At 63.1% G+C, this 21,684-nt stretch carries 21 protein-coding genes; 9 read left to right on the forward strand and 12 right to left on the reverse strand.

The features are described from left to right. Window positions 1-30 precede the first annotated feature (30 nt). Genes NF876_RS10710 through NF876_RS10725 form a run of 4 tightly spaced genes read right to left on the reverse strand, consistent with a single transcriptional unit; the run spans window position 31 to window position 2,652 of the window. The gene (locus NF876_RS10710) at window positions 31-618 is read right to left on the reverse strand and encodes a nucleotidyltransferase family protein (protein WP_262268787.1); all 588 of its coding nucleotides are present in this window, start codon (window positions 616-618) and stop codon (window positions 31-33) included. Next, window positions 615-1,634, reverse strand: a complete 1,020-nt coding sequence (locus NF876_RS10715; RefSeq protein ID WP_262268788.1) for a molybdopterin-binding protein — start codon at window positions 1,632-1,634, stop codon at window positions 615-617. Before NF876_RS10715 ends, NF876_RS10710 begins: the two co-directional genes overlap by 4 nt. After that, window positions 1,631-2,323 carry an XdhC family protein gene (locus NF876_RS10720; protein ID WP_262268789.1) on the reverse strand — a complete coding sequence of 231 codons (693 nt, stop codon included), beginning with the start codon at window positions 2,321-2,323 and terminating at the stop codon, window positions 1,631-1,633. The genes NF876_RS10715 and NF876_RS10720 overlap by 4 nt, the downstream gene beginning before the upstream one ends. 5 nt (window positions 2,324-2,328) lie before the next feature. Next, on the reverse strand, window positions 2,329-2,652 hold the full coding sequence (locus NF876_RS10725; RefSeq protein ID WP_262268790.1) for an XdhC family protein: 324 nt from the start codon (window positions 2,650-2,652) through the stop codon (window positions 2,329-2,331). A gap of 540 nt (window positions 2,653-3,192) precedes the next feature. Here NF876_RS10725 and NF876_RS10730 point away from each other — a divergent pair. The 8 genes from NF876_RS10730 (at window position 3,193) to NF876_RS10765 (ending at window position 10,933) form a co-directional block, all read left to right on the forward strand. Next, complete coding sequence (locus NF876_RS10730) at window positions 3,193-3,663, forward strand: iron-sulfur cluster assembly scaffold protein (protein WP_262268791.1); 471 nt, start codon at window positions 3,193-3,195, stop codon at window positions 3,661-3,663. 151 nt (window positions 3,664-3,814) lie between these two features. Then, complete coding sequence (locus NF876_RS10735; protein WP_262268792.1) at window positions 3,815-4,276, forward strand: SRPBCC family protein; 462 nt, start codon at window positions 3,815-3,817, stop codon at window positions 4,274-4,276. Between the two features lie 176 nt (window positions 4,277-4,452). Further along, window positions 4,453-4,947: a (2Fe-2S)-binding protein gene (locus NF876_RS10740; protein WP_262268793.1), complete on the forward strand. Its 495-nt coding sequence runs from the start codon at window positions 4,453-4,455 to the stop codon at window positions 4,945-4,947. Between the two features lie 139 nt (window positions 4,948-5,086). Then, window positions 5,087-7,450: a xanthine dehydrogenase family protein molybdopterin-binding subunit gene (locus tag NF876_RS10745; RefSeq protein ID WP_262268794.1), complete on the forward strand. Its 2,364-nt coding sequence runs from the start codon at window positions 5,087-5,089 to the stop codon at window positions 7,448-7,450. A gap of 11 nt (window positions 7,451-7,461) precedes the next feature. Then, window positions 7,462-8,268, forward strand: a complete 807-nt coding sequence (locus NF876_RS10750; RefSeq protein ID WP_262268795.1) for an FAD binding domain-containing protein — start codon at window positions 7,462-7,464, stop codon at window positions 8,266-8,268. Window positions 8,269-8,291: 23 nt separating this feature from the next. Then, complete coding sequence (locus tag NF876_RS10755) at window positions 8,292-9,260, forward strand: AAA family ATPase (protein ID WP_373696643.1); 969 nt, start codon at window positions 8,292-8,294, stop codon at window positions 9,258-9,260. Then, the gene (locus NF876_RS10760) at window positions 9,257-10,477 is read left to right on the forward strand and encodes a vWA domain-containing protein (RefSeq protein ID WP_262268797.1); all 1,221 of its coding nucleotides are present in this window, start codon (window positions 9,257-9,259) and stop codon (window positions 10,475-10,477) included. The genes NF876_RS10755 and NF876_RS10760 overlap by 4 nt, the downstream gene beginning before the upstream one ends. Window positions 10,478-10,696: 219 nt before the next feature. Continuing rightward, entirely contained in the window at window positions 10,697-10,933 is a 237-nt protein-coding gene (locus NF876_RS10765) for a hypothetical protein (protein ID WP_262268798.1), read from the forward strand. 622 nt (window positions 10,934-11,555) lie between these two features. Here NF876_RS10765 and NF876_RS10770 read toward each other — a convergent pair. The 8 genes from NF876_RS10770 to NF876_RS10805 all read right to left on the reverse strand — a co-directional run bounded on the left by NF876_RS10770 (window position 11,556) and on the right by NF876_RS10805 (window position 20,103). Beyond that, a complete protein-coding gene (locus NF876_RS10770) occupies window positions 11,556-12,611 on the reverse strand; it encodes a malate/lactate/ureidoglycolate dehydrogenase (RefSeq protein WP_262268799.1) in 1,056 nt (351 codons plus the stop codon). A 73-nt stretch (window positions 12,612-12,684) separates the two neighbouring features. Further along, window positions 12,685-13,488 (reverse strand): transporter substrate-binding domain-containing protein, encoded by an 804-nt coding sequence (locus tag NF876_RS10775; protein WP_262268800.1) that lies wholly within the window; start codon window positions 13,486-13,488, stop codon window positions 12,685-12,687. Window positions 13,489-13,575: 87 nt separating this feature from the next. Next, window positions 13,576-14,244 (reverse strand): amino acid ABC transporter permease, encoded by a 669-nt coding sequence (locus NF876_RS10780; protein ID WP_373371396.1) that lies wholly within the window; start codon window positions 14,242-14,244, stop codon window positions 13,576-13,578. An 18-nt stretch (window positions 14,245-14,262) separates the two neighbouring features. Continuing rightward, on the reverse strand, window positions 14,263-14,928 hold the full coding sequence (locus NF876_RS10785; protein WP_262268801.1) for an amino acid ABC transporter permease: 666 nt from the start codon (window positions 14,926-14,928) through the stop codon (window positions 14,263-14,265). A gap of 56 nt (window positions 14,929-14,984) precedes the next feature. Further along, on the reverse strand, window positions 14,985-16,022 hold the full coding sequence (locus NF876_RS10790; RefSeq protein WP_262268802.1) for a C-terminal binding protein: 1,038 nt from the start codon (window positions 16,020-16,022) through the stop codon (window positions 14,985-14,987). Continuing rightward, window positions 16,022-18,448 carry a thiamine pyrophosphate-dependent enzyme gene (locus NF876_RS10795; RefSeq protein WP_262268803.1) on the reverse strand — a complete coding sequence of 809 codons (2,427 nt, stop codon included), beginning with the start codon at window positions 18,446-18,448 and terminating at the stop codon, window positions 16,022-16,024. Before NF876_RS10795 ends, NF876_RS10790 begins: the two co-directional genes overlap by 1 nt. A 3-nt stretch (window positions 18,449-18,451) precedes the next feature. Then, complete coding sequence (locus NF876_RS10800; protein ID WP_262268804.1) at window positions 18,452-19,249, reverse strand: SDR family NAD(P)-dependent oxidoreductase; 798 nt, start codon at window positions 19,247-19,249, stop codon at window positions 18,452-18,454. Window positions 19,250-19,329: 80 nt separating this feature from the next. Beyond that, a complete protein-coding gene (locus NF876_RS10805) occupies window positions 19,330-20,103 on the reverse strand; it encodes a GntR family transcriptional regulator (RefSeq protein WP_262268805.1) in 774 nt (257 codons plus the stop codon). 575 nt (window positions 20,104-20,678) lie between these two features. Between NF876_RS10805 and NF876_RS10810 the strand changes: the two genes are divergently transcribed. Next, window positions 20,679-21,665: an autoinducer 2 ABC transporter substrate-binding protein gene (locus NF876_RS10810; protein ID WP_373371404.1), complete on the forward strand. Its 987-nt coding sequence runs from the start codon at window positions 20,679-20,681 to the stop codon at window positions 21,663-21,665. Window positions 21,666-21,684 lie beyond the last annotated feature (19 nt).

The following is a 21,684-nucleotide window of genomic DNA, read 5'->3' on the forward strand; positions in this document are numbered from 1 at the left end:
CCCTGTATTCGCATCGGTAACGGCAGACAGCTACAATCGATGTTTGGCGAGTTCGTCTCTCGTATCGATGTCCTGTGCAACAGCAGGGTCCGCAGTGGGCCATTCGATGACATCAAGCCTCCTACGAAGGAGTGGTCCCGCGCCAACGTCGCCGCACAGGTCATTGATGTCGGATTGGAGGACGCGAGACAGCACGACGGGGTTGCCGCGTCTGCCATTGACCGTAGGAACCAGGGCCGGCGGCTCTCCTCTTTTCACCCACTCGTCCGCGAGAGCGTCGATGAGCGCGGCTTTCACGAAGGGCATGTCGCCCAAGAGAACAACCACTGCCCGCGTCGTGGCAGGGACGGAGGAGAACCCGGCTTTCAGCGAAGTTGAAAGACCTTGCGCGTACAACATATTCCGGACGGTCTGAACGGGGAGCGTTCGCAGATCCGCTTCAATCTCCTCGGACCGGTAGCCTGTCACCACGATAACCGGATCGACCGTGGAGGCAACGGCGGCCTCCGCCACATGGCGAACCAAGGTCTTGCCATTGATCTGGGCCAGCAGCTTCGGCTCGTCCCCAAACCTAGTCCCGCGTCCCGCTGCCAGAACGATGGCGGCTACAGCGCTCATTCTTCAGCCTCACTCTTGCCACCCCCACGCGGCTGTGGCCGGGAGACGATCTCCATGAGAAGCCCTCCGACGCCAAGGGCCACGATGTCGGCTCGGGTCACGGGCACGTCTGCCAGAACGCGATGCAGGATCCAGTCGAAACCGTTCTCTCTCGGAGACCGGGCGCAGCCAGGCGCGCCAATGACGGGTTTCCCACCGATGGAGCCCGCAAGAAGCAGATTTCCCGGATCGACCGGCATACCGAAATGCTCCACCCGTCCGCCCGCCAACTCAATGGCAGAGGGAATGATGTCGCGCCGGTCGGCAATAGCCGAGGCGCCAAAGACAACGATGAGTTCCATGGGGCCATTCGCCTGCAGGGCCAATTCTTCTGCCAGAACGATGGCCTCGTGTGGCACGCGCCGTTCCTGAACGATCCGCGCCTGCGCCGGCTCCAGTCGTCTGCCGAGGGCAGCAAGGGTCTTGTCGATGACGCTCGGCTTGAGGCCTGGGAGAATCGTGGAGACAACCCCGACGATGCGACGTGTGTAGGGTGCGACGCGCAAGGCCCCCTGGCCTGCTTTCTCGATCCCCTTCTGCAGCAGAACCTCCGGAACCGCATAAGGGATGATCTTGACGGTTCCGACCATCTCTCCTGCGATAACCGGTCGATAAGCCGGCAGGGTTGCGGCCGTCATGGCCTCGTCGACGGCGTTAAGGCGGTGGATCGCGTCGACATCGATGACGAGAACGCCCGAGGTCTCGGCGTAGAGGTTGGAGCGACCGGTGAAGGGCGCTTCGACAGCGACGTTGCTGCCTGCGAGCGCACGAGCAAGCCGGAAGGCCGCCTCGTCTTCGGCTATGTCATCAGGCTCGAGCCGGGCTGCGATGAGGGTCTCGACGCCAGCCTGCTTCAGGCACACGGCCATGTCCGACGTCACGCGGGTTCCCTTCCTGACGACCATCTCGCCAGCCCGGACGCTGTGAGCCGCCAGGGCTCCAATGGCTTCCTCGATGGGAACCTCTCCGAACCTCACGCCGAGCGCCTCCGCTCGTTGCGCAGGCTCGCGATGATTTCAGCCAGGATGGAGAGTGCGATCTCGGCAGGCGAGACGGCCCCGATATCGAGGCCGATCGGCGCGTGGACCCGGGCGAGATCCGCTTCGGTGAACCCGGATGCCATCAGGCGCTGAACGCGACGTTCATGGGTTTTGCGGGAGCCGAGCGCGCCAATATAGAAGCACTTCGATCGTAGGGCGGCCATGAGCGCAGGGTCGTCGATCTTGGGATCGTGGGTAAGTGCGACGACGGCCGTATATGGGTCGATCCCAACGTCGGGGAGAGCGGTATCGGGCCATTCGGCCAGCACCGGCACATCCGGGAACCGCTCAGGGGTCGCAAAGGCCGTGCGCGGGTCGATGATCGTGACATCGAGGTCGATGCCTTTGGCCATGGGCGCGAGCGCCTGGCTGATATGGACCGCCCCGATGACCACCACCCGCACGGGAGGCGTCTGTACGGTCAGGAAGAACTGCAAGCCATCCTGTTCGGCGAGCCTGCTCTTACCCTGGCGCAGACTGTCTTCCAGGTCCTTAGCCAGCGGGTCGCTACCGACCTGCCCCTCCCGGACGAGACGCTGCTCGCCCGACCCCACCTCGGTCACGAGGACGGCGGCGCGCCGGGCGGCGCGCTCTTCGTTGAGATCGGACAGGAGGCTCAGGCGCATGCCGTCTAATCCACTCGCTCCACGTAGATCTTGATCCGTCCCCCGCAGGACAGTCCGACCTGCCAGGCGGTCTCGTCGGCCACCCCGAACTCGATCATGCGCGGCTTTCCGTCGGCGATCACATCAAGAGCCTCCGTGATCACCGCACCCTCGACGCATCCTCCGGAGACGGAGCCGAGAAAATTCGTATCCTCATCGATCACCAGATGGCTGCCCACGGGTCGAGGCGCCGATCCCCAGGTCTCGACGACGGTCGCAATTGCGACGCCCCTGCCCTCGCGCCTCCAGGCTTCTGCTGCCTTCAGAATATCTGTATCAGTCGAGCGCATAGGGCCTCCCGGCCGAAGGAGCGGGTGTAGAGACCGCTCGATGATCGATACTGCCACCACCAGGCCTCGAATCGCAACCGGGATGCAGGCCTCGTTAGAGCATCGGACGTGAAAAGTGGACCCACTTTTGGGATTGATCCGATGCTCAAGCCCTTGAGCGGCGCACCGTTCGGGACCCTGTCTTGATCGCTCGGCCGATCCACCACCCCGTCATCACCGGCCTTGTGCCGGTGATCCCGATACGGTGAAGCGCCGCGCTTTTCCGCATCGGGATGGCCGGCACAAGGCCGGCCATGACGTGGGGAGGGTCGTGGGAAGGGACGCGCCACTGCAATGGTCACCCGCCCCGTCATCACCGGGCTCGTCCCGGTGATCCCGATTGTCCGATGCTCCACCCTTGGCCGGCGCACCGTGCGAAAAACCGGGTCCACTTTTTCGCACGGTGCGCTGGGCTTCACATTCTGGAGCATTGACAGGCATGGCGCTGCGGCGTTTGATCCGTCTCGAACAAGCACCTCCGTCGGATGGATCGCGGGCAGGATGCTGAACGATGTCTACAGCCGCCGCATCTTGGAGCTTGCGGCCGATATTCCCCTTCAAGGAACGCTGCCGGATGCGCATGGAAGCGCGAGGGCCCATTCGAAACTGTGCGGGTCGACGGTGACGGTCCATCTGAAGCTCGACGGCGACGTCGTCAGTGCCTTTGCCCAGGAGGTGAAGGCCTGTGCCCTGGGTCAGGCCTCCTCGTCGGTCATGGGGCGGCATGTGATCGGCTCGACGACCGGGGAGCTCCGGGCGCTCCAAGAGACGATGCACCGCATGCTGAAGGCAGGCGGCGGCCCTCCTTCCGGCAAATGGGCCGACTTGGCGCTTCTGGAACCGGCGCGGGACCTGAAAGCCCGTCACGCCTCCATCCTCCTCACCTTCAATGCCGTCGCTGATGCCCTTGCCGAAGCTGAGGCCCGCAAGGAACAGGTCAGCACGGTTTCGACATCTGAGGATCACTTCTGATGCTTGATCCGCCAAGCAGCGCATGGGTCGGCACTCCTTCTAAAGACCGCACAATGGGCTTTTGTGCACTGCAGCAATGCCTGGCAGGTGACGGGCCGCCCGATTTGCACTTACTCTGCCGTTCGGGCTGTTGACAGGAGGAGATCTCAGCATGGCGATGACAATGCAGGGTGAAGTCGCGCTTCCAGCCGACCGGGCAACGGTGTGGGCGGCCCTCAACAATCCTGATGTCCTGAAAGCGGCGATTCCCGGATGCCAGGACCTGGAGAAGATTAGCGATACGGAATTCCAGGCGACCGCCAAGGTCTCGGTTGGACCCGTAAAAGCAACCTTCAAAGGTGGCGTTACCTTGGCCGATCTCGACCCGCCCAACGGCTACAAGATCAGCGGCGAGGGTCAGGGCGGCGTTGCCGGCTGGGCCAAGGGCGGAGCGAGAGTGTGGCTCGAGGACATTGAGGGTGGCACCAAGATGATCTACGACGTCGAGGCCAATGTGGGTGGCAAGATTGCTCAACTCGGCGGGCGTCTCATCAACGGCGTTGCCAAGAAGTATGCCGACGAGTTCTTCGCGAATTTTGCCAAGATCCTCTCGCCAGCCGAAACAGCCGCCTGAGCACGTCCTCACCGACTGTCCTTTGAGTCATTCCGATGCTTGACCACTCCAGCGGAGCGGTTCACACTCGATTCTGGCGGATCGAGCGTTTCGGCCGTCCAATAAGAATGCCTTGTCGGTGCCTGAGACCACCTGAAGGTTGGCCTGGTTGCCGGCAACACAGGAGGAAACCACGCATGACCACCGTCTCCCTGACGGTGAACGGTCAACCCGTCACCGCAGACGTCGATCCCCGTACCCTGCTCGTTCAGTTTCTCCGCGAAAACCTAAGACTAACCGGAACCCATGTGGGCTGCGACACCAGCCAGTGCGGCGCCTGCGTCGTTCACTTGAACGGACAAGCCGTGAAGTCCTGCACGGTCTTGGCTGTTCAGGCCCATGCCAGCGTGGTCACCACCATCGAGGGCATCGCTGGAGGAGGCGAGTTGCACCCGATGCAGGCGGCCTTCCGTGAGCATCACGGCCTACAGTGCGGCTACTGCACGCCGGGCATGATCATGTCCGCCATCGACATCGTCAATCGCAAGGGGAACGCGCTCGACGAACAGACCATTCGAGCCGAGCTCGAAGGTAATCTGTGCCGATGCACGGGCTATCACAACATCGTCAAGGCCGTTGCCGCCGGTGCCCAGGCTATGGCCCAGGCGCCCCTGCAGCAGGCGGCGGAATAGCTCGTCCGAGACACGGCCCCTCCCGAGCTGGTGCAAGCTGCAGGGGAGCCTCGAAGCAGGCGGCCTATCTCCAGAGCCTCCTTCGTGGTTCAGCTTCGCTTTCACCCGGGGAGGGACAACGAGGACAACGGAGGAATTCATGACCGCATCAGGGATCGGCGCGCCCGTCCGCCGGAAAGAGGATCAGCGTTTCGTCACCGGCCAGGGGCGCTACGTCGACGACTTCAACCGACCTGGCCAAGCCTATGCATATTTCCTTCGGTCGCCGCACGCCCATGCCGCGATCCGGTCCATCGATACGGGTCCTGCCATGATCATGCCAGGCGTGGTCGCCGTTTTCACAGGGGACGATCTCGCGGCCGACAAGATCGGCGGCCTCATCTGTGGATGGATGATTCATTCCAAGGACGGCTCTCCGATGAAGGCCGGGCCTCATCCAGCTCTCGCTCAGGGCAAGGTGCGCTACGTGGGCGACCACGTGGCGGTGGTGATCGCCGAAACGCTTGCCCAGGCGAAAGATGCAGCCGAAGCCATCCTGGTCGACTACGATGTCCTCCCGGCCGTCGTCGATACGGCTCAAGCCACGAAAGCACCGGTCCAGGTGCATGACGTCTCGCCCGATAACACCGTGTTCAACTGGCATCTCGGCAATAAGGAGGAGACGCAAGCCGCCTTCGCGCGGGCGAAGCACGTCACCAAGATCGACCTCATCAACAATCGCCTCGTGCCGAACCCCATTGAGCCTCGCGCGGCGGTGGGCGAGTACGATTTCGGGACGGACAACTACACGCTCTATACGACGAGCCAGAACCCTCATGTGGCCCGGCTCGTTCTCTCGGCTTTCATCGGTGTGGCGCCGGAGCACAAGCTGCGCGTCATCGCACCGGACGTCGGCGGTGGGTTCGGATCCAAAATCTTCATCTATGCGGAAGAGACAGTCTGCGTTTGGGCGGCAAAGAAGGTCAGGCGGCCGGTGAAGTGGACCTCGGATCGCTCGGAAGCGTTCCTGTCCGACGCGCACGGCCGTGACCACGTCACCCATGCGGAGATGGCGACCGACGAGAATGGCAGGATCCTGGGCCTGCGGGTTCACACCACGGCCAATCTCGGCGCCTATCTCTCGACCTTCTCCTCTTCGGTGCCAACTTACCTCTACGCCCCGCTCCTGTCGGGCCAGTACGACATTCCGGCGATCTACTGCGAGGTCGATGGGGTCTATACGAACACGGCGCCCGTCGACGCCTACCGCGGCGCCGGACGGCCTGAAGCCACGTTCGTGGTCGAGCGGCTCGTCGAGAAGGCCGCGCGCGAACTTGGAAAGGACCCAGCCGAGTTCCGACGGGCGAACTACATCACGCAGTTCCCGCATACGACCCCGGTCATCATGACCTACGACACGGGCGATTATGCCGCCTCGCTCGACAAGGCATTGGAGGTTGCCGACTACCGGAACTTCCAGCAGCGCAAGCAGGAAAGCGCCCGCAACGGCAAGCTGCGGGGCATCGGCTTCTCGAGCTATATCGAGGCCTGCGGCATCGCTCCCTCCCAGGCAGTGGGCTCCCTGGGCGCCGGCGTGGGGCTGTGGGAATCGGCCGAGGTGCGCGTCAACCCGACAGGATCTGTCGAGGTGCTCACGGGCTCGCACAGCCATGGGCAGGGTCATGAGACCACCTTCGCCCAACTCGTCTCCGACCGTCTCGGCATTTCGATCGACCAGGTCAGCATCGTCCATGGCGATACCGACAAGGTGCAGTTCGGGATGGGCACCTACGGCTCGCGCTCCGGCGCCGTCGGTATGTCGGCCATCGCCAAGGCGATCGACAAGGTGATCGCGAAGGGCAAGAAGGTGGCGGCCCATGTGCTCGAAGCATCCGAGGGCGACATTGAGTTCAAGGACGGCAGGTTCGGCGTAGCCGGCACCGACCGCTCGCTGGCCTTCGGCGAGGTGGCCCTTCAGGCATACATCGCCCACAAGTTCTCGGGTCAGGATCTGGAGCCGGGTTTGAAGGAAGGGGCATTCTACGATCCCACCAACTTCACGTTCCCGGCCGGCGTCCATATCTGCGAGGTGGAAATCGACCCAGATACCGGCGTGACCAAGATCGAACGATGGACGGCGGTGGATGATTTCGGGGTGATCATCAATCCGATGATCGTCGAAGGGCAGGTTCACGGCGGCATCGCGCAGGGTGTCGGGCAAGCGCTCCTCGAAGGCACCGTCTACGATCAGAGTGGTCAGCTCATCACGGCCAGCTTCAACGATTACTGCATGCCTCGCGCCATTGACCTGCCATCCTTCCAGGTCGGCATGACGGTAACCCCCTGCCCTTCGAACCCGCTTGGGATCAAGGGCTGCGGAGAAGCCGGAGCCATCGCGGCTCCGCCGGCGGTCATCAACGCGATCACCGATGCCCTCGGACATGAGGACATTGCCATGCCGGCGACCCCTCAGGCGGTCTGGCGTGCCGCCCAGAAGGCCCGCACGCTCTTGGCGGCAGAATAAGGGAGGACGGAATGTACGCTTTCGAATACCACCGCCCGACGAGCGTCAAGGAGGCCGTGAGCCTTGCAGGTCAGGCCGAGGACACCAAGTTCCTCGCAGGTGGGCATACGTTGCTGCCGACCATGAAGCTCCGGCTCGCCGGCCCGGCCAATCTGATCGATCTCGGACAGATCGCCGAACTGCGCGGTATTGAGCGCTCCGGCGACACGATCACGATTGGCGCGATGATGAAGCATGCGGAGGTCGCGAACTCCGCCGATGTGAAGGAGGCGATACCGGCTCTTGCAGAGATGGCCGAGCTCATCGGCGATCCGCACGTGCGCAATCGCGGCACCATCGGCGGTTCCGTCGCCAACAATGATCCCTCTGCCGATTATCCGGCCGCGTGCCTTGCCCTGAACGCGACGATTGTCACCAACCAGCGGAAAATCGCAGCAGACGATTTCTTCCAGGGCATTTTCACGACGGCTCTGGAGGAAGGAGAGATCATCACCCAGATCTCGTTCCCGATCCCATCCCGGGCCGCCTATGCCAAATTCCGCAATCCAGCCTCGCGCTACGCCCTTGTCGGCGTATTCGTGGCGAAGCATGCGGATGTCGTGCGCGTGACCGTGACGGGAGCCGGATCGAACGGGGTGTTCCGGGTGCCAGAGATGGAGCAGGCCCTGAGCGGCAACTTCGCGGCCGAAGCTCTTGACGGCATTGCCGTGGGGGAGGACGGGATGAACAGCGACATCCATGCGGATGCCGCCTATCGGGCTCACCTCGTCGGCGTCATGGCACGACGCGCTGTGCAGGCCGCTGCCGCCCGGGGCTGAGCCGGTCCACCTGAACGACAGCGATGAAATGCCCAGGCTCGGTCTGGGCATCTTACCCTCATGGAGCAGCACAGCTCGTGGCCGACCAACCCGGTTCCATCGACAGCACTTTGGCTCTCCTGAAGAGCACCGGCTATGTGGCCGACCGCCCGCTCGCGACCGTGCTGTTCCTCGCATTGAAGCTCAGACGACCCCTCCTTCTTGAAGGAGAAGCCGGCGTCGGCAAGACGGAGATTGCGAAAGTGCTCTCCTCTGCACTCGGACGCCGCCTTATCCGCCTGCAATGCTACGAAGGCCTCGACGTCGCCTCCGCCGTCTACGAATGGAACTATGCCGGGCAGATGATGGCCATCCGGTTGGCCGAGGCCGGCGGAACGGTCGATCGGGACACGTTAGAGAGCGACCTGTTCTCGGAGCGCTATCTGGTGAAGCGCCCGCTCCTGCAGGCTCTTGAGCCCGACACAGCCGGAGCGCCGGTTCTCCTGATCGACGAACTCGACCGCACGGACGAGGCTTTCGAGGCCTTCCTTCTGGAGGTGCTCTCGGATTTCCAGATCACCATACCTGAGCTCGGCACGGTCAAGGCGGAGCATGCGCCGATCGTCATCGTCACGTCAAACCGCACGCGAGAGATACACGATGCGCTTAAGCGCCGGTGCCTTTATCACTGGGTCGATTATCCGGACGCCGAGCGAGAGCTTGCCATTCTCACCAGCCGGGTTCCACAGGCCGCCGAGCGTTTGTCGCAGGAGATCGTCGCCTTCGTTCAGGCCATCCGAAAGGAGGATCTGTTCAAGGCACCGGGCGTGGCGGAAACCCTCGACTGGGCTTCGGCCCTCGTGGAACTCGATGCGGTGGCGCTCAACCCCGCGCTGGTCTCGGATACCCTCGGCGTTCTGTTGAAATATCAAGATGACATCCAGCAAATGCAGGGTAGCCGGGCGAAGGACATGCTGGATCGAATCCAGAGCGCGCTGAGGACAACCGAGTGATTGCGACGTTCACCCGTCAGGGCGAAGGTCGTCTCGCGGACAACATCGCCTATTTTGCGCGGGCATTGCGCGCCGCAGGTCTGCCGGTCGGACCTGGCGCAGTTCTCGACGCCGTTACGGCAGTCGAGGCGGCTCGGATTGGCCCGCGCGAAGATTTCTACTGGACGCTCCATGCCGTGTTCGTGAAGCGGCACGAGCACAGCATCCTGTTTGACCAAGCCTTCAGGATCTTCTGGCGGCGGCGCGCGCTGATCGAGAAGCTCATTGCTCAGATGTCGCCGATCTCTCCCGGGGGTGCCAAGGAGAAGAAGACCCCGCAAGCCGGTGCGCTGCGCGTGGCCGACGCCTTGGCCACGCCTCGACAGGAGAAGCCGGAGCCGGTCGAAAGGACTGAATTCTCTGCCCGCCTCACCGTCTCGGACCGTGAGGTTCTGAAGGCCAAGGACTTCGCGCAGATGTCGGCCGCCGAGATCGCAGCCGCCAAACGGCTCGTAGCCGAGATGTCCCTGCCGCACGACGAGATGACCACACGCCGTTTCCTGCCGGATCCGAGGGCCCGACGGATCGACCTACGCCGAACCTTTCGACGATCGCTGCGGGCGGGAGGCGCCACCATTGACCTAGCCTACCGCTCCCCGGCTGTGCGGCATGCGCCAGTGGTCGCACTGATGGACATTTCGGGTTCCATGGCCGATTACTCTCGCCTGTTCCTCCATTTCCTTCATGCCATCGCCGAGAAGCGGCGACGGGTGCATTCCTTCGTCTTCGCGACACGTCTGACCAACATCAGCCGCGAACTCACGATCCGCGATCCCGATGAGGCTCTGGCCCGCGCCTCGAAGCGGGCGCAGGACTGGGAGGGTGGCACGCGAATCGCGCATGCGCTGCACGACTTCAACCGCCACTGGTCCCGCCGGGTGCTCGGCCAGGGCGCCATCGTCCTGCTCTTCACCGACGGGCTCGAACGGGAGGTGACGCCGGAGCTGACCTTCGAGATGGACCGGCTCAAGCGCTCCTGCCGCCGCCTGATATGGCTGAACCCGCTTCTTCGGTTCGACGCGTTCGAAGCTCGCGCCTCCGGCATCCGGGCGATGCTGCCTTATGCGGATGAATTCCGCCCCATTCACAACCTCACGTCGATGGAGGACCTCTGCCAAGCCCTGTCCGGCGACCTGACCAAGCGAACTCATCCACGTCAGTGGCTGCAGGCGTCGTGAGGCTCGAACGGTATTCGCCAGGATGACGCCGCGCGTGTGTCTACGGTATCCGCAGAGGCTCAGGATGGAACGCCTCGCGGCGCCATGAATTGCCTTTAGAGCATCGGACCCGCTTTTGGATCCGATGCTCACGTCCCTAAGCGGCGCATCGTCAGGTCCTTCTCGTCCGTACGATGCGCTAGGGAATGGCGACGAAGCTGCCTAGGAGGAGTTCGCCCGATGCCTGATCGCATGCAGGATGGTCAACAGCCAGAGGCTCTACGCTCCCTGAAATCCGCCGCGAAGGCGGGGAGCCGGAAGCCCCAGGAGCAAGGTCTCGAAGCTCGCGGCGACACTGCGCCCATCTCCGCGCCTCTGGAGCAGGAACAGGACGCTGCCGCGAAGGTGCTCCGGGAGGGAGCCGAGCAGAACCCGCAGGGGATGGAGAGCGCAGCCCGAAAAGCTCCTAAGCGATAGGTTCCCAAGTCCAAGCCTTTCCCGACGAGGGCTTGAGACGCGTCCATACGGCAGCGCATCGGTCTTGGCAGTTCGAGCTCGCCTCGACGGCAGCGATCCTTCGATCAATCCGCCTTTGCGAGGCGCCGCACTGTATTCGGTCGCTCTACCCAGGCACAGCCCGGGGCGGGCCCGCTTCCCGTTCTCTCGGCCCATCGATGCGCTGGAGCGGCGACAGCCGCAGGCCGGGCACATTCGCCCATTCAGCCACAGCGTCGCCTTGAGCAGGCGCTGGCAACAGTTCTCATTTTAGAAGGTTTTGACACCTCTGGAACGGTGATGATCCTCGCCAGCACCTCGCGTACAGACAGATCGATCCCGATCTCCCGTCGATGCCGGAATCAGAAACTCACCTAGCGCATCGGACGGACCCAGCGGGCCGCGTCAGCGAAAAGTGGACCCGGTTTTCGCTGGCGCGGCCCGCTGGGTCCGTCTCTTCCGATGCGCCGGTCAAGAGAAGGAGCCTCGGATGGATCCCAAAAGTGGTGTCCACTTTTGGGTCCGAGGCTCTAGAATCTTCGCTTCAAAGGAAAAGCCGTCTCAGAGCCGGAAAAGCGGGATTCCGTGTTGCCTATCCGTCCGATCAGTCAAGTCTTGGCACGCCCACGGATTTGGCTGCCGCCCCGATCTCGTCCCAGGTCCTCGCATCGATCGGGATTCCGTTAGCCTTGCGCCACTGCCGGGTTTCCCGCTCCGGGTCGCCCGGCATGAGGATTGCCGAGGCGCGGGTTGCCTCCGACCGAACCCATGAGACGAACGCGTTTGTCTCATCGTCCAGGCTCGCCCTCGTGCCGAGGCGGTCCGGGGAGACGAGGATGGACAGCATGGAGTTGATGATACCGTTGCCCCGTTTTGGACCCGATTGAGTCTTGCCGCCGATCAGTGCCGCGCCGAGGAGTTCGCAGGCAACGGACAGTCCCCAACCCTTGTGCTCCCCAAAAGGCACGAGGGCGCCCGGCGGGTCCGTGAACAGGTCGGATGGATCAGTCGTTGGGTGGCCGCCGGCGTCCAGCAAGGCTCCTTCTGGAATGGAAACACCTTTGTTGAGGGCGACCTGGACCTTCCCGGCCGCAAGTCGGCTTGTCGCGAAATCGACCACGATAGGGGGCTTGCCGGCCCGCGGGATTCCGACCGCGAACGGATTGGTGCCGACCCGCGCCTTGGTGCCCCCGAACGGCGCGACCGCCGGGGTACTGACGACATTGACGAAATGGATGGAGATGAGGCCGGCTGTAGCGCATTGCTCAGCCCAGTGACCGATGCGGCCAATGTGATGCGAATTCCGCAGCCCCACGATGCAGGCGCCGGTCTGCGCCGCCCGTTCGATCCCAGCCTCCATCGCATCGCGGGCCATAACCTGACCGACGCCTGAGCCGCCGTCGCAAATGACGAACGGGCCGCTGTCCACGGCGATCGACAACGTCTGATTAAGGACCAGGCTGCCGTCGAGTGCATTGGCGATGTAAGCGGGGATCATGCCGACCCCGTGGGAATCGTGACCGCGCAGGTTCGCCTCGACGAGGTGATCGGCGACGAGTCGCGCTTCCCGATCGGTCGATCCGACTGCCGAAAAAATCGTGACGACGATGTCCCGAAGCCTATCCGGCGGGACGATCATCGCAGCGGAAGCGGAACTCATCGGCTCTCCTCAGAGGCATAGCGCGTTCGACGAGGGATGCCGAATGAACGGCATCCCTGCTGGTTTAGGAAATCTAGAACACCGGCAGCGGAATCATAGGCTGGCCATTGCGGAACTTGCGGGAGATCGCATCCAGTTCGCCGCTGTTCTTGATCTGATAGACGAATGTGTTCAGCCATTGCAGCAGATCGGGATTGCCCCGGCGGATACCGATTCCGAAATGGGCCGCTCTCAAGGGAAATTTCTGCTCGTATTCTTCACCCTTGGCACCTTTTCGGAGATAGATCTCGCCGTAATCTCCGCCGCCCATGGCGTCAATCTGGCCGGACAGCATGGCCTGTGCAACCGAGGGTCCGTCATCGAAACGAAGCAGGTTCATGCCGGCTGGGTTCATTTGCGTGAGGGCGCCGTCCTCCAGCGCGCCGCGCGTGACGCCGACTTTCAGCGTCTTGAGGTCGTCTGGGCCTTTGATGCTGCTCGTCTTGGGCGCGATGAGGACGGCCGACTGTCCCGCATACGGGATCGAGAACGACACCTGAAGGGCCCGTTCCGCCGTGATCGAGAAGATCGCGACCACCATGTCGACACGGTTGCTGAGCAGCGCGGGAATACGCCCGGGCGAATTCACCGTGACGAACTCGACGGGAACCTTGAGATTCTTGCCGATAAGATTCGCCACTTCGACGTCGATACCGGTCGGCTGGTTGTTGGTGTCGAGCATGCCGTAAGGCGGCACCGTCGTGTCGATGGCGATGACGACCTTGCCGCGCTTGATGATCTCATCGACGGTCTGGGCTTCTCCCGGTATCGTGGACAAGCCGACGATCGCGAATGCCGTCAGCGCAAGCAGGGACTTCATGATTCCTCGCATAGCCATGGTCTCCTCCCTCCTTTTCAGACCGCCATTGTGACGGTCATACGTCGCACGCGGACTTCCCTCGCCCGCCAGCCGTATCGCGCTTGGTCACATGGCCTGGACGTTCACGTGACCAACCTTCAGTTGCCGTTCGAGATAGCCGCTGAGCAGCGACAGGGGCCAGCAAATCAGAAAGTAGATGCCAGCGACCGTTCCGAAGACGAGAACGGGCTCGAAGGTGATGGTGTTGATCTGGGCGCCGGCCTTCGCGAGTTCCGTGAAGCCGATCAGAGCCGCGAGAGAGGTTCCCTTCACGACCTGCACCATGTAACCGACCGTCGGCGGCAGGGCCATCCGAACCGCCTGTGGGATGATCACCAGGATCAGGGCTTTCGGGAAGTTCAGCCCGAGCGATCGGGCCGCATCCCATTGTCCCGCTGGAACGGCCTGAAGGCAGCCGCGCCAGATCTCCGCCAGGAAGGCGCTTGTGGACAGAGTGAATGCGAGCACCGCCGCGGTCCATGCGTCGATCCGGATACCAAACAGGTTCAGGCCGTAATAGAACAGGAGCAGGAGCATGAGCGCCGGTATCGCCTGCACGAATTGGATAGTGCCGGACGCGATGTATCGCAGCGCTTTGAACGGCGAGATCCGTGCAATGGCGAGGATCAAACCGACCGCTCCTCCGCCGGCGAACGCTGCGAGCGACAAGGCGATCGTCCATCGGGCTGCGAGGACGAGAATCCAAACCTCGTGGAGAGTGAAAGTTCTCAGCAATGTTCATGCCTCTCGAACTCATCCGCGCCTCGCGAAGGCGTAGGCGTAGATCGACGTGAATATAGCCCTGAACCCGAACACGATCGCCACGTACATCAGGGCCACGATCGTGTAGATCTCGAAGCTCCGGAATGTCTGCGAGTTGAGGGTATTCGCGACGGCAGTGAGCTCGTCCGCGGCAATGGCGGAGACGATGCTCGACCCGAGGAGGACGAGAATGAACTGGCTCGTGAGTGCAGGGTAGACCGCCTTCAGGGCCGGGAACAGGATCAAGAAGCGGATGATTTGCAACCGCTTGAGTCCGAGAGCCCGTCCAGCCTCGATCTGGCCGTGTGGGATGGACTCGACTCCGGCCCTCACGATCTCGGCCGAGTAGGCGCCGAGGTTGATCACCATCGCGAGCAGGGCGGAGTTGTTGGGACTGAGGCGCACCCCTAGGTGAGGAAGCGCGAAGAACACGAAGTAGAGCTGGATCAGGAATGGCGTGTTACGGATGAGTTCGATGTAGAACGTCGCCAACCACCGGAACGGTCGTGGCCCATAGGCTTTGGCCACCGCGCACAGCATGCCGATGAACAATCCGAAGACCATCGTGAGCGCGGACAAGCGGATCGTCAGCACGGCTCCGGCGAGCAGGTCCGGAAAGTGGTCCAGCACGGTGCCAAACTGGAACGTATAGTTCAATGGGTCACCTTTCCGCTTGCCGCTGCCCGGACGCTCGGGCTCGTACTAGGTCTTGTTCATTCTTCCCCGGATCGCGCCGGGCGGCGCACGAGAAACTCCCTGTTGACGCAGTTGGCGAGGTCTCCGCTGCGGAGGTGCCGGAGGACGGTCTCCATGCTCTTCACACGCATGTCGATGACGGATGAAGGCGAATAGAAGGCGGCATGAGGCGTGAGCACCAAACGCCCTGACAACCACTCGTCTCTGCGGCGCCAGGCGTCGATCAGCGGATGCGCAGGGTCCGCCGGCTCCTTCGACAGGACGTCAAGCCCGGCGGCCATGATCCGCCCCGTCCTGAGAGCGTCGTGCAACGCGTCGAGATCGACGATCGAGCCGCGTGCGGTGTTGATCAGGATAAGACCGGGTTTTGCGTGCGCCAGCGCCTCGGCGCCGATAAGACCACGAGTCGCCTCGCTCGAGGGCGCGTGGATGCTGACGACGTCGGAGATCGCCATCAACTCATGGAGGCTGGCGCATCGCTGCGCCCCGACGGCGATCTCCATGCCGGATGGAAGGTACGGATCGTAGAAGGCGATCCGCATGCCAAAGGAACGGGCCCGCATCGCAGCGGCCAACCCGATGCGGCCAAGACCCACGATCCCGAAAACGGCATCCCTCAGCCGGCGAACGGCAGGCGCGATGCCCTGCGTCCAACCGGTCGCCGGGTCGGCGCGTATGGCATCGTTGTAGGTCACCACCCCCCGGGTGAGTGCCAGCATCAGACCGATCGCGTGATCGGCGACTTCCGAGGTGCCGTAATCCGGTACGTTGAAGACGGCCGTGCCGTTGCGGCCCCAGGCCTCAAGGTCCAGCCCGTCATACCCGACCCCGGATCGGACAAGCGCCCTGGCGTTTGGGTAGTCCGAGGGGCGGCCATCCACGTCCGTGCCCGGGGGAGAGTGAATGATGCCATCGATGCTCGCACGCACATCGTCCGGCATTGTGGACCACGCGCCACCGCTGCCGGTTTGCACGATGAGTTCGCCTTCGCGGCCTAACGTCTGCCGCTCGAGTCGATCATCGGGATACCTGAATTGAGACAGCAATATGCGCATCAGCTCGCCTCCCGAACGATCCCGATGGGAGATCCCATGGCCACCGTCGCCCCATCCGCCGCCAGTATCTCGGCGAGAACTCCGCTGGCGGGGGATTCGATCTCGACGACAGCCTTGTCCGTCTCGATATCCGCTACATGATCGCCCTGAGCGACGCTGTCCCCGAGACGGCGGTACCATTTGACGAGCTTGCCTTCATTGACCGTCAGGTCGCCGAAGGGCATCGTGATCGGAATACCTTCGATACTGCCGCGCATGGGCGCCACAGCTTCGACATGAGGCCGGGTTTGACGAACCGGGAGATTATCGACCTCCTCTGCCGCCCCACGTCCGGCAGCGGCAAACCGGCCCGCCCGGTCGATGGGATCGACCTCACCGCGCAGAAGCCTCCTCGCAGCGGCGACAATGCGATCCGTCGATACGAGCATGGCGCCTTCGAGAGACGGCGCGAAGGGGTGAGTCACGGGCGCCGTGTGAAGACGGGCGACGGGCGCGTCCAGATGATCGAAGCAGAGTTCGTTCATGGATTGGCCGAGCTCGGCGCCGACCCCGAACATCGCATAGGCCTCGTCCACGACGAGAAGGCGATGGGTGCGCCTGACGCTGTCGGCCACGGTTTCCACGTCCAGCGGTTGAATCGTTCGCAAATCGATGACTTCAACGGAGATGCCGTCCTCGGCCAGGATGTCGGCGGCCTCAAGTGACTTGATTACGAGTTGCCCGGCGCTGGCGATGGTGAGGTCAGTCCCCTTCCGGGCAATTCGGGCGAGCCCGAAGGGCACGAAATGCTCGCCTTGCGGCACAGGACCCTTCGACGAGAACAATGCCTTCGTCTCCAGCATGATGACTGGATCGCGCGCCCTGAGGGCCGTCTTCATCAGCCCCTTGGCATCGGCAGGCGTTGAAGGAAGGCAGACGACGAGCCCCGGAACGTGCGCCCAGACCGGATGGTAGGTGCCCGAGTGGTGCGGGCCTGCCGACCGAACCGCTCCTGCGCCGACGCGAACGACCATGGGAGCCTGCATCTGGCCGTTCGACATGTAGCGCAGTTTCGCTGCCTGCAGGACGATCTGTCCGGCCGCCTCGAACAGGAAGTCCGCGAACATGAGATCCGCGATGCAGCGAGTGCCCGTGGCGGACGCCCCGAGCGCCGCGCCGGTGAAGCCGAGTTCCGAGATCGGCGTGTCGACCATGCGATCCCCGCCGAATTCCTGGTACAATCCTTTGGTGTGCGCAAAGGTGCCCCCGCGCTCGCCGGTCCCCTCCCCGAAATAGATCAGGTCGCGGTTGCGACGCATCTCCTCGGCGATTCCGTCCCTGACGGCGTCGAGCCACCCCGTCTCGACCGTGGGACGGCCTCGGGGCATCGCTGCCGTCGCCTCGGTCGGGTTGATCGGATCCGCGAAGACGTGAAGCGAATAGGTCTCCGGCTCCGGTGCGGGCGACCGGCGGGCATATTCGATGGCAGCCTTGACCGAGGCGTCGACGGAAGCGTCGATCCGGTCGAGCTCACGTCCCGTGACGATCGCGTAGTCCTCCACGATCCGGCGCCTGAAGGTCTCGACCGGACACCGCCTTGTCCACTCGTCCACTTCCTCCTGGGTCCGGTAAATGCCGATCACGGGATCGCCCTCGTGATGGCCGACAGTGCGGTAGGTTTTCGCCTCGATGAGCGTCGGCCCATGTCCGTTTCGGGCGCGCTCCACCGCGTCGCGGGCCGCCTGCCAGACCGCTATCACGTCGTTGCCGTCGACGGCGATGCCTGGAATGCCATAGGCAGCCGCCCGGCTCGCGATCTCGGGGTTGAGGGTGACCGACGAGAGCGCGGTTGCCGTCGCATAGAGATTGTTCTCGCAGACCAGCACGACGGGAGCCCGCCTCACCCCGGCGAAGTTCAGCGCTTCATGGAAGGCGGCATGATTGGTCGCTCCGTCCCCGAAGAAGGCGACCGAGACGTCCCGCGTGCCCCGATACTTGGCGCTGATGGCAGCCCCGACCGCCGAGGGAATCCCTCCTCCCACCAGACCATTCGTCCCGAAGAGTCCGATCGCCGGATCGTACAGGTGCATGGTGCCGCCGCGGCCGCCGCAGCACCCGTCGTGCTTCCCATAGAGCTCCGCCATGAGCACGCTCGGGTCCATGCCCTTCGCCAGCGCATGCCCATGGCCGCGATGCGTGGACGTGATCCAGTCGGTCGGCCGCAGGTGAGCGCAGATGCCAGAGGCAGTCGCCTCCTGGCCCACATAAAGGTGGAGGAAGCCAGGTGTCTCTCCGGTGCGGCACGCGACCTGCGCTGCCAGCTCGAACTTCCTGAGGAGGACCATGCTCCTGTAGAGATCAAGCATCGCTTGGGCGGAGATCCCCTCCGGCAGCGGAAGCCGGTTGCTGAGTTCTTCGCGACCGATGTTCCGCTGCAATTGCGCCATGGTTCAGAAATCCCGCGCGAAGCCGGCGGTCCAACCGCCGTCGATGGGAAGGACATGCCCCGTGATGTAGGAGCTTTCCGGGGCCGCCAGGAAAAGCGCGCCATTCGCGATTTCCTGCGTCGAGGCGGGCCTCCCCAGGGGGATATGCGACAGCAGCCTCGCGTGGAGGTCGAGCTCCTCGCTTTCTGCGGCACCGATCCAGCGTTTCCAGCCTTCCGTTGCCGTCGAGCCCGGAGCGATCCCGTTGACCAGGATGCCATGAGGCGCCAGCTCGAGCGCCATCGAACGGGTCAGGTTCACAACGCCTGCCTTCGCGGCCACGTAGGAGCTTTGAAGGCGCATCGGCACGAGGCCTAGGACGGATGCGATGTTGATGATCCGTCCGGAGCGCTGCGACTTCATGTGCGGAATGACCGCGCGACTGACCCGGAACACACCGGTCAGATCAATCCTGAGCATCTCCTCCCAGGTATCGACCGGGAATTCGTCGATGGTCTTTCGGTCTGCCGCTCTCACGCCGATGCCGGCATTGTTGACGAGGATATCGATCCGGCCCGCGGCCTCTGCCGCCTCGGCTACCGTTGCGTCGATGCCGGAGCCGTCGGAGACATCCATCGCGAAAGCGAGATGCCCTTCATTGCACGGAGCTGAACTGCGTGCAGCCTCGGCCACACGATCGAAGTCGAGGTCCGTATAGATGACCCGCGCGCCGTTTCGCGCCAGCGTATCGGCTATGGAACGGCCGATCCCTTGCGCCGCGCCAGTCACCAGTGCGACCTTCCCTTGGAGGCCGACCTGCATGGCGTTTCCCTCTAGGGCGTCCGAGCTTGCGGCTGGGTTATACCCTCAACTTGTTATAACAACCTTTGTCGAAGGAATTGTCAAGAATCCCTCGTCGAGGTGACCAAATGGGTGGACAATCGGGCCTCGGATGCGAGGGCGCGGCTGTAGGCGATCTCGATGAGGGACTCGTTCTCGTCACGGTACAGCAATCGGGTTGCCAAGATGGCGTCGCCCACCTCGCACCTGAGATCGCGGGCATCCTCCTCCGTAGCCAGTTCCGCCCAAACGGTCATCCTTACATCCTCAATGAGGATGCCCAGTTCCCGCTGGAGCACACGAAAGACCACGGCGTCGTCGAAAGCGCCGCGGGACAGCCGTGCCCCGACCTCCGGTGGGAAATAGATGATCGATCGGGCATAGGGCCGCCCGTTACGCGAAAGCGTCCCGCGCAGGCAGTGGAGCCGGGCTGCGAGCGGCAGTTCGAAGTCCCTCGCGTCTGGAGCGGAGCGCTCCAGCCTCCAACTGCCGATGTCGAGACGTGCATTGCCCACCATCGCCACGATGTCGGCGAGGGAGTCCATGAACCAGCCTTCCCGACGGGGAGGAGCCATGGCGGTGACGACCGGGCGCCTCGATTGCGCCTTCCTGATGTAACCATCAGCTTCTAGCAGCCGGAGTGCGTGGCGTGTCGTGATGCGGCTGACCTGGAACCGGTCCGACAGATCCGCCTCCGACGGAAGGGAGGCACCGATCTCCCATTTGCCGACTTGGATTTCGTCCCGCAGTGAGCCGTAGACTGCGAGATAGAGTGGCTGACGGGCTTCCGGCTGACCCGGATCACCGGGTTGAATGTCCTGCTCCGAGATTTCCATCGCGACTACTCCATGCGTTCTCTCGAAGCCACACTGGTTGATGCCAACGTTCAGACATTAGCGCAAATGCCGCAGTGTGAGCCATCTTGGAGAGCATGATCATCTGCGGGGCACCCAGCACCGGATCAATTTCAGGTGCCCGCCAACACAACACCATTACGCGCCTTTCTACAGGTTCGCTACCCTGCCCCACGAAACCTTATGCTCCAGCTCCTCGCGGCTGATCGGGCTCGACGAGGAAGGCATGATCGCGCGGTTGTACGCGCACCGCCGCACCCCGATCGGCCCGGCCATGAGGGGCTCCTGTCGAATCAAGAGTGAAGTATAATGCTAAATAGCCGAGTCCTGCGCTCCCGTTCATTCCAAATATCTCGCCCGTGGTATTTGTCGCATGCGGTGACTCAGGTACGTATTATTTTTGGGTTCTGCCACTCGCGCGTAGGAGGTATTGCCCCGCGTTCTACAGTTTCCGGCAGGCTGGGCGGCCCGGGCCCACTCCGAGATCCGAAAAATCAAAAAACACAAGCATACAGGCCTCAGGGCCTGCAGGGAGGAAAACCATGAACAAGCGTGAACTGCTCTCGACGTTCGGTGCCGTCGTTGCCGCTGGGCTCCTCGCGGTGCCTGTGACGGCTTTCGCCCAAAGCCAGAAGGAGATGGTAGCGGTCGTCAAAATTGCCGGAATTCCTTGGTTCAACGCAGTCGAGAAGGGGATCAAGAAGGGCGGTCAGGACTTTGGGATGAACGCCTCCATGGTCGGCCCCGCCAACGTCGATCCGGCCCAGCAGGTGAAGCTGCTGGAGGATCTGATCGCCAAGAAGGTTGCCGTGATCGGCCTTGTTCCTCTCGACGTGAAAGTCACTGAACCCGTGCTCAAGCGGGCCCAAGCCGCTGGTATTCCCGTCATCACCCATGAAGGCCCCGAACAGGAAGGCCGCACCTGGAACGTGGAGCTCATCGACTCCAAGAAGTTCGGCGAGGAGCAGATGAAGCGCCTTGCGCAGGAGATGGGTGAAGAGGGCGAGTACGTCGTCTATGTCGGTACGCTCACGACCCCGCTCCACAACAAATGGGCGGATGCGGCGATCGCCTATCAGAAAGAGCATTACCCTAAGATGAAGCTCGTCACCGACCGTTTCCCCGGCGCGGACGAGATCGACACCAGCTACCGGACCACACTGGACGTGATCAAGGCCTATCCCAACCTCAAGGGCATCCTGGGCTTCGGGTCGAATGGTCCCATCGGGGCTGGCAACGCGGTGCGCGAGAAGCGGCTCGGGCGCAAGATCGCGGTGGTCGGCACGGTGCTCCCCTCCCAGGCCAAGCCTTTGATTATGGATGGCACGATTCGCGAGGGATTCCTTTGGAACCCGACCGACGCCGGCTACGCCATGGTGGCCGTGGCCAAGCTCGTTTCGGACGGCAAGGAGATCAAGGACGGGGTCGAGATTCCCGGTCTCGGTAAGGCCGAAGTCGATGTCGCTGGGCGGCAGATCAAGGTGGACAAGATCATGCGCATCAACAAGGACACGGTGGACGGCCTGATCGCCCAGGGCCTGTAAACCGCGGATGCGAGCGACC

The organism is Microvirga yunnanensis, from assembly GCF_025460875.1.

Coding starts and splice junctions, on each gene's coding strand:
- NF876_RS10735 (WP_262268792.1), top strand. CDS start 3,815: ATGGCGATGACAATGCAGGGTGAAGTCGCGCTTCCAGCCGACCGGGCA.
- NF876_RS10730 (WP_262268791.1), top strand. CDS start 3,193: ATGCTGAACGATGTCTACAGCCGCCGCATCTTGGAGCTTGCGGCCGAT.
- NF876_RS10745 (WP_262268794.1), top strand. CDS start 5,087: ATGACCGCATCAGGGATCGGCGCGCCCGTCCGCCGGAAAGAGGATCAG.
- NF876_RS10740 (WP_262268793.1), top strand. CDS start 4,453: ATGACCACCGTCTCCCTGACGGTGAACGGTCAACCCGTCACCGCAGAC.
- NF876_RS10720 (WP_262268789.1), bottom strand. CDS start 2,323: ATGCGCCTGAGCCTCCTGTCCGATCTCAACGAAGAGCGCGCCGCCCGG.
- NF876_RS10795 (WP_262268803.1), bottom strand. CDS start 18,448: ATGGCGCAATTGCAGCGGAACATCGGTCGCGAAGAACTCAGCAACCGG.
- NF876_RS10750 (WP_262268795.1), top strand. CDS start 7,462: ATGTACGCTTTCGAATACCACCGCCCGACGAGCGTCAAGGAGGCCGTG.
- NF876_RS10755 (WP_373696643.1), top strand. CDS start 8,292: ATGAAATGCCCAGGCTCGGTCTGGGCATCTTACCCTCATGGAGCAGCA.
- NF876_RS10800 (WP_262268804.1), bottom strand. CDS start 19,249: ATGCAGGTCGGCCTCCAAGGGAAGGTCGCACTGGTGACTGGCGCGGCG.
- NF876_RS10725 (WP_262268790.1), bottom strand. CDS start 2,652: ATGCGCTCGACTGATACAGATATTCTGAAGGCAGCAGAAGCCTGGAGG.
- NF876_RS10775 (WP_262268800.1), bottom strand. CDS start 13,488: ATGGCTATGCGAGGAATCATGAAGTCCCTGCTTGCGCTGACGGCATTC.
- NF876_RS10770 (WP_262268799.1), bottom strand. CDS start 12,611: ATGAGTTCCGCTTCCGCTGCGATGATCGTCCCGCCGGATAGGCTTCGG.
- NF876_RS10805 (WP_262268805.1), bottom strand. CDS start 20,103: ATGGAAATCTCGGAGCAGGACATTCAACCCGGTGATCCGGGTCAGCCG.
- NF876_RS10790 (WP_262268802.1), bottom strand. CDS start 16,022: ATGCGCATATTGCTGTCTCAATTCAGGTATCCCGATGATCGACTCGAG.
- NF876_RS10710 (WP_262268787.1), bottom strand. CDS start 618: ATGAGCGCTGTAGCCGCCATCGTTCTGGCAGCGGGACGCGGGACTAGG.
- NF876_RS10765 (WP_262268798.1), top strand. CDS start 10,697: ATGCCTGATCGCATGCAGGATGGTCAACAGCCAGAGGCTCTACGCTCC.